Raw genomic sequence first — 11,793 nt, 5'->3', positions numbered from 1 at the left:
GGGTGCCCCCGTACCGGGTGACTATGCCGACAGTCATAAGGTGACCGCGTGGAGAACTCGTACTACGAACCCGTCGACGCCCCGTCGGACTCTGCCCAGACGAATTCTGCAGGGTCTGATTCCGAAGGCGACTTCGAGTACTTCCGTCCGACCGACGCCACGCTGAGCGTGTGGTCGCCGACCATGCAGCACGGCGGTCCCCCGTCGGCCCTCCTGATGCGTTCGCTGCTGCGATGCGAGCCCGATCCGGCCCAGCACTTCACGCGGGTGACCACCGAGATCCTCGGGCCGGTCGGGTTGGGCATCAACCGGGTCGCCGCCCGGGTCATCCGGCCCGGCCGCCAGATCAGCCTCGTCGAGACCGAACTGCAGGTGCAGCAGGCCGACGGGTCGTTCCGCGCCGCGGCACGATCGGTGGGCTGGCGACTGCGCGTCGCCGACACCGCCGAGATCGCCAACGGTCCCGCTCCCCTGGCTCCCGGTCCCGACGAGTCGGCAGCGGTGATCGGTTTCTCCGACGACAGCGGCGAGGCCGTCGACTGGGGCACTCTGGGGTTCATCGGCACCATCGAGTCGATCCGGGCCGAGGGACGCAACGGCTCGACTCCCGCGGTGTGGCTGCGCCCGGCGATCCCGCTCGTCGCCGGCGAGAAGACCGAGGACCTGGAGTCGGTGTTCACCGTCATCGACGTCGCCAACGGGCTGGGTACCCGACTGCGCCCGGACCAGTGGACCTGGATGAACACCGACACCACCGTGCACCTGACGCGCGTCCCGAGCGGACCGTGGGTCGGGATCGACGCCCACATGATCGCCGGCCCGGACGGGTTCGGCAGCACCTTCGCCGACCTCTACGACGCCTCCGGTCACATCGGGCGGTCGGCCCAGACGGTGATGCTCAGCGCGGTGCGGTAGCCACGCCCTCTGCTTTCTGAGGTGCGGGCGAAGCCAGCCACCCACTGACCCTCAGGTGCGAGCGAAGCCAGCCACCCCTGCCCCTCAGGTGCGAGCGAGCGCGCCGCCTACTGCTCCCTGAGGAGGCCGGAGCCTGCGGAGGCCGTCTCGAAGGGTCCTGGTGAGATGCGTCGCCACGCCCTTCGTGGCTCGTCGCTTGCGCTCCTCGCACCTCAGGGAACGGGGCGTTCGTCGAATGCGCTCCTCGCACCTCAGGGAGCGGGGAGTTCGTCGAATCCGCTCCTCGCACCTCAGTATCTGCGGCCTGGCGGCCGTCGTGGACCACGAAAGACCCCCGCTCCCTGAGGAGCGAGCTTGCGAGCGTCACGAAGGGTTTCGCAGCCTCGGTCGCCAGACCCTTCGTGACGCGCCCTCCGCAAGCTCCGGGCGCTCCTCAGGGAGCAGGGCGGGCCAGCAGGTCTGTGATTCTTTCAGATTAGGGAGCAGGGGCTGGTGGATCTACCGAAAGCTAGAACCGGCAGGAGCGGATGTCGGTGGCGAGAATCGCCTTCGCGCCCAGCTCGGACAGCTCGTCCATGAGGTTCTGGTGGTCCTTGCGGGGCACCATCGCACGGACGGCGACCCAGTCCGGGTCGGCCATGGGTGCCACGGTCGGTGACTCCAGGCCCGGGGTGAGCACCGACGCCCGGTCGAGAAGTGAACGGGGGCAATCGTAGTCGATCATCACGTACTGCTGTCCGAACACCACACCCTGGACCCGGGCGACGAATTGCCGTTCGGCCTTGGTGAGTTCGGCGTCGCGCCGGGAGATGAGAACGGCCTCGGAATCGCACAGCGACTCCCCGAAGGCCACCAGGCCGTGCTGGCGCAGCGTGCGACCGGAACCGACGACGTCGGCGATCGCGTCGGCGACGCCGAGCTGGATCGAGATCTCGACCGCACCGTCGAGCCGGATGATGTCGGCGGTGATGCCGTGACCGGCCAGGTCCTCACGCACGAGGTTCGGGTACGACGTGGCGATCCGTTTGCCGGCGAGATCGGCCACGCTCCACTGCTGGTCGGCCGGCGCGGCATAGCGGAAGCTCGACGAGCCGAAACCCATCGCCAGCTGCTCGCCGACCTCGGCGCCGGAGTCCCGGGCGAGGTCGCGCCCGGTGATGCCCAGGTCCAGGCGGCCGGACGCCACGTAGATCGCGATGTCCTTGGGGCGGAGGAAGAAGAACTCGACGTCGTTGTTGTTGTCGAGGACCGTGAGGTCCTTGGCGTCGGTCCGGCGTCGGTAGCCGGCCTCGGAGAGGATGGCCGACGCGGATTCGGAGAGCGCACCCTTGTTGGGTACGGCCACTCGCAGCATCTCGATGTCCTTTTCGTGGGTTGCGCCCGCGGGCGCGGTGATGGAGCGGAACTGTGTCGTGCGGGAGGTGTGTCCGGACCGGGTCGCCCCGGTCACAGATGTCGGTACACGTCCTGCAGCGTCAATCCCCGCTTGATCATCATCACCTGCAGCCAGTAGACGAGCTGCGAGATCTCCTCGCCGAGCGACTCGTCGGATTCGTGTTCGGCCGCGAGCCAGACCTCACCCGCCTCTTCGATGATCTTCTTGCCCAGGGTGTGCACACCGGAGTCGAGGGCGGCGACGGTACCCGAACCCTCGGGACGGCTCTGCGCCTTGTCGCTGAGTTCGGCGAACAGCTCCTCGAAAGTCTTCACGATTCCTCATTTTTGCATGTCGTGATGCGCGCGAGACCGCCGGTCCATGCGTCGGCCACATCGTCGAGGTCCAGCCCGACGAGGGATGTCCGGAAGACCCGCAGCCGACCCGGCTCGACCGGTGCCGCCGACTCGACGACGAGCGTCGGACATCCGGCGGCCGACGCCGCCTGAGCACCGGTCGGCGAATCCTCGACGGCCAGGCAGTCGGCCGTCGGGACGCCGAGGAGTTCCGCGGCGCGCAGGTAGGGATCGGGCGCGGGTTTGCCCACGGCGACCTCGTCACCGCAGACCGTGGTGGCGAAGCGTCCTCGCCCGATTGTCTCCAGGGCCACCTCGGTGAGCTCCCGCACCGTGTTGGTCACCAGGACCATCGGGATCCCCGCCCCGGCCACCAGGTCCAGCGCTTCGGGCGCGCCGGGACGCCACGGCAGGGCCTGCGCGAACAATTCGGCGACCCGGTCGAGGGTCCACCGCCCGTCGGCATCCGGATCCCGTTCCGCGGCGGACAGACCGGCCGCGTCGTGCACCTTGGCAAGCGCGTCGGGCAGCGAGTTCCCGAGGGTGGATTCGCGGAGTCGGGGCGACATGACGATGCCGTGCCGCGCGGCCAGCTCGGCCATCGCGACGTCCCAGATCGGTTCGGAGTCGAGCAGGGTCCCATCCATGTCCCACAGCACGGCGGCGGGCAGGCGCGCGCCCGAGGGCGAGGTCGCGGGGACGGACGTACCGACGGGGGCGGGCCGGCTCGGTCGGGCGGTGTCTGTCACCCCTGCATCATCGCAACCCACCGTTCGGTGGGCTCGTCGGCGGGGTAGAACAGCTCGATGGTCAGCTCGTCGAGCGTCACATCTCGCGGTGACCCGAACGTGGTGAGCGTGCTGAAGAACGACAGCACCTGGTCGCCGAGTGCGAGCCGGAACGGCACCAGCAGTTCCGCCCGGTCCCGGGGTTCGGCACGCTCGCGCGCGAGGCGACCGTCGAGTGCCGCGACGGACGGGTACGCCGACACCTCGCGTTCCAGGTCGGCCAGGCGCTGGTCCCCGGTGATCCGGGCCATCCGTCGAAGCAGGTCGAGCAGGTAGGTCGCCCATTCGTCGAAGTTGTGCGTCCGCTGCGCGAACCCGTCCGGATGAAGGGAGACCCGGAACAGATTGACCGGACCCGATCGCAGGTCACGCGGGAGCATGTCGAGAAGTGTGAGGGCGGTGTCGTTGGCCAGGACGACGTTCCAGGTCCGGTCGAGCGCCATGCCCATGTTCGGGTTGTGGGCGTCGAGCAATCTCTGCACCGACGAGCGCACGCGCGCCATGGCATCCGCGTCCAGCGGTTCCTCGCTGTAGCGGGGTGCGTGACCCGCGGCGAGAAGAAGCGAATTGCGTTCTCGCAAAGGGACATCGAGGCGTTCGGCGAGCGCCTCGAGCAGCGCCGGGCTGGGCCGTGACCTGCCGGTCTCCACGAAGCTGAGATGGCGGGGTGAGACGCCGACCTCGTAGGCAAGATCCAGCTGACTCAGCGAGCGACGAGAGCGCCACTGCCGCAGCATGCTTCCCACCTCGACGGCCATGTGCGTCATGGTAGGTCCCGGGTGGGACCGTGACGACCACCTCACGGGTAGCGGTCGTGATCCGGCATTCAGGACCGCAGACAGGACTCGATCAATGCCAGCGAGTGTCCGATGGTCTTGGCCAGGACTTCCTCGGGTTCGCCGTCGAACACCTCACGCGACGCACTGACCCGGCCGCGGTGGTCCAGACCGAACCACACCGTGCCCGGCGCAGCCTCGTCCGGTTCGGGTCCGGCTTCGCCGGTCACCGCGACGACGAGATCGGCGTCGAAGAGGCGGGCGGTCGTCGCCACCATCGCGCGCGCCGCCGTCTCGCTCACCACCGGCCCCTCGGGCACGTCGAGCAGGCTGTACTTGACGTCCTTGTGATAGGCGACGACGCCACCGCGGAACCACGTACCCGCATTCGGCGCCTTGCTCAGCTCCGTCGCCAGATTGCCACCGGTCAGCGATTCTGCGACCGCGATCCGCACACCTGCCTCCATCGCGGCGTCGGCCACGCGCCGGCAGGTCTCCGAGAAATCACTCACATCGGACATGTGTCGCTCCCTTCGCGTCGGCGTCGATCACCGATGGTTCGTATCCATTCGACGGCGGCCTGAAACGACTACCTGGTAGGTGGTGGTGCCGACGGCGTCGGGCTGCGATCTCGAGGACATGACCCGCCCCCACAACGACCCTGAGTCCGCGCGTCATATCTCACGCCGCCCAGATGCCCGACGTGGACTCGAACCGGTCGCGGGTACGTACCGCTGTCCGGGCCGCCCAGGCGCCGGTGGCGAGGTAGGCCAGCGCCGTGACGGCCACGCCGCACAGGGTCACCACCACCCAGAAGGGACGCGCGTTCGACGCCAGGTCGTCGGCCACCGCTCCCGCCGTTCCCGAGAACGCGATGGCCCCCGAGACCGCCACGCCCAGCGCGGTACCCACCTGGCGACCGGTGGACGCTATCGCGGAGGCGAGACCGGCCTGGGTCTGCGGCATTCCCGAGACCGCGGCGTTCGTGATGGGCGCGTTGACCAGTCCGAACCCGATGCCGAACACGAGGTAGGCCGCGCCGAGGTGGATGAACGCGGTGTCGGGGCCGACGCCGAGGAGCAGCAACCCGCCCGCCGCCATCCCGACTCCACCCGCGGACAGCGGCGTCCTCGCGCCCCGGGCGGCCACGAGACGCCCGGAGACGGGTGCACAGCACGCGGAGGCGACCGCCATCGGCAGTAGCATCAGACCTGCCCTGAGCGGGGTGAGCCCCCGGACTTCCTGCAGGTAGAGGGTGTTGAGGAAGAGAAACCCCCCGGTGGCCGCAAACGCGATCACCGCGCAGACGACCGCGATGCCGAACGGCGCACTGCCGAAGAACCGGGGGTCCAGGAGAGGGTCGTCGCGTCGGGACTCGTACCAGACGACGATCACCGACGAGCATGCGGCGACCACGAAACAACCGACGATGGCGCCGGACGTCCAGCCCAGGACGTGGCCCTCGATGATCCCGAAGGTCAGGGTCGACAGCAGGACGAAGATCAGCAGCTGACCCACCACGTCGGTCCGCCGACCGCGCGGCGTCCTCGACTCCGGGATGTACCGCCTGCTCAGGACGACGGCGAGACCGCACACCGGAACGTTGAGCACGAAGATCGCCTGCCAGCCCAGACCGGACACCAGTGCCCCGCCGACGACCGGGCCGAAGGCCAGACTCGCCCCGAATGCGCCTCCCCACAGCCCTATTGCGCGAGCGCGCGCCCGCGGCTCGGTGAACACGGCGGTGACGATGGACAGCGCCACCGGATTCAGCATCGATCCCCCGACCGCCTGTACCGCGCGGGCGGCGATGAGGACCTCCGGTGTCGGCGACACCGCGCAGAACACGGAGCCGGTCCCGAAGATCACCAGGCCGACCCCGAAGATGCGCCTGCGTCCGAGCCGGTCTCCGGTGGCGCCGCCGAGGATGAGCAGGCTCGCGACCACCAGCGTGTAGGAGTCGACCACCCATTGCAGCTGCGACGGCGTGGCGTCGAGATCGGCACGGATCGACGGAAGTGCCACGTTGACCGCGGAGATGTCGAGTCCGACGAGGAACATGCTCAGACAGCAGACGACCAGGATCACGCGTGGACGTCCGGTCGTGGACATGGGGCCAATCTAGAACGATCCCCGCGGTGCGGGCGTCAGCTCGACGAGGATCCACGCTCGCGGAACGACACCCACGATCTGCCGGGATCGTCGTAGTCTGGGCCCACGCGTCGTCGCCCAGGGAGAAAGCCGAGGTCCCATGTCGAAGATCCTGGTGTTCGGACACCGCAACCCCGACACCGATGCCATCGGGGCCGCGATCGGCCTCGCCGGCCTCGAAGCCGCGCTGGGCAGTGACGTCGAAGCCGTGGCCCTGGGCCATCCGAGCCTCGAAACCGCCTTCGCGCTGGAGCATTTCGGCCTCGACGCACCGCGTGTGATCGAGACCGCCGCGCCGTCTGACGTCATGCTCGTCGATCACAACGAACGACAGCAGAGTGTCGCCGACATCGCCGACGTCACCGTGCTGAAGGTCATCGACCACCATCGGATCGCCAACTTCGAGACGGCGGCGCCGCTGTACGTCCGCGTCGAGCCCGTCGGGTGCACCTGCACGATCCTCACCCGGATGTATGCGGAGAACGGCGTCGAGATCCCCCGCCCGGAGGCGGGCATCATGCTCTCGGCCATCATCTCCGACACCCTGCTGTTCAACTCGCCCACCTGCACCGACGCTGATCGTGCGGCTGCGGCGGAGCTCGCCGCAATCGCCGGTGTCGACGTCGATGAGTACGGCGACGCACTGCTCCGCGCGGGCACCGCACTCGGTGACGAGCCGGCGTCGGCGATCATCGGCCGGGACTCCAAGAGCTTCGCGATGGGACCGAAGACGGTGCGGGTCTCGCAGCTCACCACCGTCGACTCCGCCGAGGTCCTCGACCGGCGCGACGAGTTCTTCGCCGCGATGACCGCCGAGAAGGACGCCGCGGGGTACGACCTCTATCTGCTGCTCATCACCGACGTGATCGCCTGCGACTCCGACCTCCTCGTGGTCGGCGAGCCGGCCGCGGCCGTCGAGCAGGCTCTGGGGGTCTCCGTCATCGACGGTCATGCCTTCGGCAAGGGCATCGTGTCGCGCAAGAAGCAGATCGTGCCGCAGTTGACGGAGGCGCTGGCCGGTTAGGCGCCAGACCGGCGCCTATCCGACGCCCTCGCCGTGCCGGCCCGCCCCACCGGCGAATCTGGTTGCGCCCGCGAGTGTGTCGGCCGCCAGCGAGGCCATGCCGTGGCGCAGTTCATTGGCGATCGCCGCATCGGTGTCCATGCCGTCCTGTTCGAGAACCGACAGCCGGTCCTCACGCATGCACGTCTGCGGAAACGCCGCGATCTCGGTGGCCAGGGCGACCGCGGCCGTCAGCGCCGTCCCGGACGGTACGACGCGGTTGGCGAGCCCGATCGACAGCGCCTCCTGCGCCGGTACCGCCCGGCCGGTCAGCACGAGGTCCATCGCCCGGCTCTCCCCGATCAGGCGCGGCAGACGGACCGTGCCGCCGTCGATCAGCGGAACGCCCCAGCGACGGCAGAACACCCCGAAGACGGCGTCGTCGTCCGCCACGCGCAGGTCCGCCCACAACGCGAGCTCGAGCCCGCCCGCCACGGCGTGCCCGGAGACCGCCGCGATCACCGGCTTGGACAACCGCATCCGCGTCGGACCCATCGGACCGTCGCCGTCGGGTGCCACCCGGTTCGGCTCGCCCTCGGAGATCGCCTTGAGATCGGCACCGGCGCAGAATGTCCCGCCCTCGCCGTAGAGCACCGCGACGGACACCGAGTCGTCGGCGTCGAACCGGCGGAACGCATCCGCCAGCGCGTCGGCAGTCGCCCGATCGACCGCGTTGCGCCGATCGGGCCGGTCGATCCCGATGATCCGCACCGGCCCCTCGGTCCGCTCCCGAACCGTCATCTCGTGTCCCCGATCAGGTGTTGAAGTACTTGGCCTCCGGATGGTGCAGCACGAACGCGTCGGTCGACTGCTCGGGATGCAACTGCAACTCCTCGGACAGTTCGACGCCGATCCGGCCGGGCTCGAGCAGCTCGATCATCTTGGCCCGGTCCTCGAGATCGGGGCAGGCACCGTAGCCGAACGAGAAACGCGCACCGCGGTATTCGAGGTCGAAGAAGCCCTGCGCGTTCTTCGGGTCCTCGCTGTCCATCGTGCGGTCGCCGAACGTCAGCTCGCTGCGCACGCGCTGATGCCAGTACTCGGCGAGCGCTTCGGTGAGCTGGACGCCGATGCCGTGCACCTCGAGGTAGTCGCGGTAGGCGTCCTCGGCGAACAGCTTGTTGGCGAAGTCGGCGATCGGCTGTCCCATGGTGACGAGCTGGAACGGCAGCACGTCGACCTTGCCCGCCGCCTTCGCGTCGTCGCGCGACCGGATGAAGTCCGCGATGCACAGGAACCTCGACCGCTGCTGGCGCGGGAACGTGAAGCTGAACCGTACCGGCGCATCCGGTTCCGGCTCGGTGAGCACGTGGACCGTGTCCCCCTCGCTCACCGCCGGGTAGTAGCCGTAGACCACCGCGGCGTGCTGCAGGATGTTCTCGGTCGACAGGCGATCGATCCAGTAGCGCAGGCGCGGACGGCCCTCGGTCTCCACCAGCTCCTCGTACGACGGTCCGTCACCGCCGCGCGCACCGCGGAGACCCCACTGGCCCAGGAACAGGGCGCGCTCGTCGAGGAGCTGCATGTAGTCCGCGATCGGGACGCCCTTGACGATCCGCGACCCCCAGAACGGCGGCGTCGGGATCTCGTTGTCGGCGGCCACATCCGAGCGGGCCGGCACCTCGACGGGCGTCTCGGCGGCCTTGCGCTTGGCGGCGATGCGCTTGGACCTGTCGTGCCGGGCCTTGCGTTCGGCGGCCTTCTCCGCCGCCGCCTTCGCCTCGGCGCTGTCCGGGTCGGGTCCCCCGCCGCGCTTGGCCGCCATGATGTCGTCCATCAGGCGCAGACCCTCGAAAGCGTCGCGCGCATAGTGCACGTCGCCCTCGTAGGTCTCCGAGAGATCGTTCTCGACGTACGAGCGGGTGAGCGCCGCGCCGCCCAGGAGGACCGGGTACTCGCCGGCGAGACCCCGGGAGTTGATCTCCTGGAGGTTCTCCTTCATCACCACGGTCGACTTCACCAGCAATCCGGACATGCCGATGACGTCGGCCCGCTTGTCCGCGGCGACGTCGAGGATGGTCGCGATCGGCTGCTTGATGCCGATGTTGACGACCTCGTAGCCGTTGTTGGACAGGATGATGTCGACGAGGTTCTTGCCGATGTCGTGCACGTCGCCCTTGACCGTCGCCAGGACGATGCGGCCCTTGCCGTCCTCCCCGGTGGCCTCCATGTGCGGTTCGAGGTGTGCCACCGCGGTTTTCATGACCTCGGCGGACTGCAGCACGAACGGCAGCTGCATCTGACCCGATCCGAAGAGCTCGCCGACGGTCTTCATCCCCGACAGCAGTGTGTCGTTGATGATCGACAGCGGCGGCACCTGCGTCATCGCCTCGTCGAGATCGTCGGTGAGCCCGTTGCGCTCGCCGTCGACGATCCGGCGTTCCAGCCGCTCGAACAGCGGCAGCTTGGCGAGTTCCTGGGCCCGCGACTCCCGCGCCGAGGCGGCGGAGACACCCTCGAAGAGCTGCATAAGCTTCTGCAGCGGGTCGTAACCCTCGCGCCGGCGGTCGTAGACGAGATCGAGGGCGACCTCGCGGTGCTCCTCGGGGATCCGGGCCATCGGCAGGATCTTCGACGCGTGCACGATCGCGGTGTCGAGGCCGGCCTGCACGCACTCATGCAGGAAGACCGAGTTGAGCACCTGTCGCGCCGCGGGATTGAGTCCGAACGAGATGTTCGAGATGCCCAGCGTGAAGTGCACGTCGGGGTGGGCCTCGTGCAGCCGACGAATGGCCTCGATGGTCTCGATGCCGTCGCGCCGGACCTCCTCCTGACCCGTCGAGATCGGGAAGGTCAGGGTGTCGAGGATGATGTCCTCCTCGGCCAGGCCCCAGTTGCCGGTGATGTCGGCGATGAGCCGCTCGGCCACCCGGACCTTCCAGTCGGCGGTGCGCGCCTGTCCCTCTTCGTCGATGGTGAGCGCAACGACCGCCGCGCCGTGTTCGACGACCAGTTGCATGATCTTGGTGAACCGGGAGTCCGGTCCGTCGCCGTCCTCGTAGTTCACCGAGTTCACCGCGCAGCGCCCGCCCAGCGACTCCAGACCGGCCCGGATGACCTCCGGCTCGGTGGAGTCGAGCATGATCGGCAGCGTCGACGACGTCGCGAATCGACTCGCGAGGGCGGTCATGTCGGCGGCACCGTCGCGGCCCACGTAGTCGACGTTGAGGTCGAGCATGTGGGCGCCGTCGCGGGTCTGGTCCTTCGCGATGTCGAGGCACTTCTGGTAGTCCTCGGCGATCATCGCCTCGCGGAAGGCCTTGGAACCGTTGGTGTTCGTGCGCTCACCGATGACCAGGAAGCTCGCGTCCTGGTCGAAGGGCACCGCGGAGTAGAGCGACGACGTCTCCGACTCGTGCTCCGGGGTACGGGTCGCCGGGGTCACCTCGGCGACCGCCGCCGCGACCTGCCTGATGTGTTCGGGCGTCGTCCCGCAGCAGCCGCCGACGAACTCCAGTCCGAATTCCCCGACGAACTGCGCCATGGCCTGCGCGAGTTCCTCGGGTGTCAGCGGGTACTCGGCACCGTTGGGGCCCAGGACCGGCAGACCGGCGTTCGGCATCACCGACACCGGGATGCGGGCGTGCTTGGACAGGTACCGCAGGTGCTCGCTCATCTCCGCCGGACCGGTGGCGCAGTTCAGGCCGATGAGGTCGATCCCGAGGGGCTCCAGCGCGGTCAGCGCGGCGCCGATCTCCGATCCGAGGAGCATCGTGCCGGTCGTCTCGACCGTGACGTGGGTGATGATCGGGATCCGGCGACCCACCCGCTCCATCGCGCGACGGGCGGCCACCACCGCCGACTTGACCTGCAACAGATCCTGGGAGGTCTCGATCAGGACCGCGTCGGCCCCGCCTTCGAGCATGCCGATAACACATTCGAGGTAGGCGTCGCGGATGGCCGCATACGTGGTGTGGCCGAGGCTGGGCAGCTTGGTGCCCGGCCCGATCGATCCGAGTACGAACCGGTCGGTGCCGTCGGCCGAGGGGCCCATCTCGTCGGCGACGCCGCGCGCGATCGCCGTGCCCTTGTACGACAGTTCACGGATGCGGTCCGCGATGTCGTAATCGCCCAGATTCGACAGGTTGCAGCCGAAGGTGTTGGTCTCCACGGCGTCGGCGCCGGCCTCGAAGTAGGCGCGGTGGATGCTCTCGAGGACGTCGGGACGGGTGTCGTTGAGGATCTCGTTGCAACCCTCGAGGCCGCGGAAGTCGTCGAGAGTCAGATCGGCGGCCTGCAGCATGGTGCCCATCGCCCCGTCGCCGATCAGCACCCGGCGCGACATCGACGACAAGAAGGTCGTGTCGAAATCGCGAGGATCGGTTCCGGAGAGTTCAGGGGACATGGTTGACAGCGTAGTTCGCCCTCT

General features: G+C 68.7%; 10 protein-coding genes. 2 read left to right on the top strand and 8 right to left on the bottom strand.

Annotation, left to right across the window (positions count from 1 at the left end; all coding sequences use genetic code 11):
* Window positions 1-48 precede the first annotated feature (48 nt).
* A complete protein-coding gene (locus KTR9_RS13040) occupies window positions 49-915 on the top strand; it encodes a thioesterase family protein (protein WP_014926731.1) in 867 nt (288 codons plus the stop codon).
* Between the two features lie 508 nt (window positions 916-1,423).
* Here KTR9_RS13040 and hisG read toward each other — a convergent pair.
* The 6 genes from hisG to KTR9_RS13010 all read right to left on the bottom strand — a co-directional run bounded on the left by hisG (window position 1,424) and on the right by KTR9_RS13010 (window position 6,322).
* A complete protein-coding gene (gene hisG / locus KTR9_RS13035) occupies window positions 1,424-2,269 on the bottom strand; it encodes an ATP phosphoribosyltransferase (protein WP_010841080.1) in 846 nt (281 codons plus the stop codon).
* A gap of 92 nt (window positions 2,270-2,361) precedes the next feature.
* A complete protein-coding gene (locus tag KTR9_RS13030) occupies window positions 2,362-2,625 on the bottom strand; it encodes a phosphoribosyl-ATP diphosphatase (protein ID WP_014926729.1) in 264 nt (87 codons plus the stop codon).
* Complete coding sequence (locus KTR9_RS13025) at window positions 2,622-3,293, bottom strand: HAD family hydrolase (RefSeq protein ID WP_014926728.1); 672 nt, start codon at window positions 3,291-3,293, stop codon at window positions 2,622-2,624. The genes KTR9_RS13030 and KTR9_RS13025 overlap by 4 nt, the downstream gene beginning before the upstream one ends.
* Before the next feature lie 98 nt (window positions 3,294-3,391).
* A complete protein-coding gene (locus tag KTR9_RS13020) occupies window positions 3,392-4,192 on the bottom strand; it encodes a helix-turn-helix transcriptional regulator (RefSeq protein WP_010841077.1) in 801 nt (266 codons plus the stop codon).
* Window positions 4,193-4,260: 68 nt separating this feature from the next.
* Window positions 4,261-4,731 (bottom strand): CinA family protein, encoded by a 471-nt coding sequence (locus tag KTR9_RS13015; RefSeq protein ID WP_014926726.1) that lies wholly within the window; start codon window positions 4,729-4,731, stop codon window positions 4,261-4,263.
* A gap of 160 nt (window positions 4,732-4,891) precedes the next feature.
* Window positions 4,892-6,322, bottom strand: a complete 1,431-nt coding sequence (locus KTR9_RS13010) for an MFS transporter (RefSeq protein ID WP_014926725.1) — start codon at window positions 6,320-6,322, stop codon at window positions 4,892-4,894.
* A gap of 139 nt (window positions 6,323-6,461) precedes the next feature.
* Between KTR9_RS13010 and KTR9_RS13005 the strand changes: the two genes are divergently transcribed.
* Window positions 6,462-7,385 carry a manganese-dependent inorganic pyrophosphatase gene (locus tag KTR9_RS13005; RefSeq protein WP_014926724.1) on the top strand — a complete coding sequence of 308 codons (924 nt, stop codon included), beginning with the start codon at window positions 6,462-6,464 and terminating at the stop codon, window positions 7,383-7,385.
* A 15-nt stretch (window positions 7,386-7,400) separates the two neighbouring features.
* On the opposite strand, the gene KTR9_RS13000 is transcribed toward KTR9_RS13005, so the two are convergent.
* Both KTR9_RS13000 and metH read right to left on the bottom strand, forming a co-directional pair.
* Entirely contained in the window at window positions 7,401-8,165 is a 765-nt protein-coding gene (locus tag KTR9_RS13000; RefSeq protein WP_014926723.1) for a crotonase/enoyl-CoA hydratase family protein, read from the bottom strand.
* Window positions 8,166-8,178: 13 nt separating this feature from the next.
* Complete coding sequence (gene metH / locus KTR9_RS12995) at window positions 8,179-11,769, bottom strand: methionine synthase (protein WP_014926722.1); 3,591 nt, start codon at window positions 11,767-11,769, stop codon at window positions 8,179-8,181.
* Window positions 11,770-11,793 lie beyond the last annotated feature (24 nt).

Origin of the sequence: Gordonia sp. KTR9 (assembly GCF_000143885.2) — a bacterium.
Lineage (GTDB): Bacteria > Actinomycetota > Actinomycetes > Mycobacteriales > Mycobacteriaceae > Gordonia.
The sequence above is the reverse complement of the archived record's forward strand: the minus strand, read 5'-3'. Positions and strand labels throughout refer to the sequence as shown.

What these genes read in the sequence shown, in the direction of transcription:
- hisG (WP_010841080.1), bottom strand. Translation starts at nt 2,269, where the DNA reads ATGCTGCGAGTGGCCGTACCCAACAAGGGTGCGCTCTCCGAATCCGCG.
- KTR9_RS13025 (WP_014926728.1), bottom strand. Translation starts at nt 3,293, where the DNA reads ATGGATGGGACCCTGCTCGACTCCGAACCGATCTGGGACGTCGCGATG.
- KTR9_RS13020 (WP_010841077.1), bottom strand. Translation starts at nt 4,192, where the DNA reads ATGGCCGTCGAGGTGGGAAGCATGCTGCGGCAGTGGCGCTCTCGTCGC.
- KTR9_RS13015 (WP_014926726.1), bottom strand. Translation starts at nt 4,731, where the DNA reads ATGTCCGATGTGAGTGATTTCTCGGAGACCTGCCGGCGCGTGGCCGAC.
- KTR9_RS13010 (WP_014926725.1), bottom strand. Translation starts at nt 6,322, where the DNA reads ATGTCCACGACCGGACGTCCACGCGTGATCCTGGTCGTCTGCTGTCTG.
- KTR9_RS13005 (WP_014926724.1), top strand. Translation starts at nt 6,462, where the DNA reads ATGTCGAAGATCCTGGTGTTCGGACACCGCAACCCCGACACCGATGCC.
- KTR9_RS13000 (WP_014926723.1), bottom strand. Translation starts at nt 8,165, where the DNA reads ATGACGGTTCGGGAGCGGACCGAGGGGCCGGTGCGGATCATCGGGATC.
- metH (WP_014926722.1), bottom strand. Translation starts at nt 11,769, where the DNA reads ATGTCCCCTGAACTCTCCGGAACCGATCCTCGCGATTTCGACACGACC.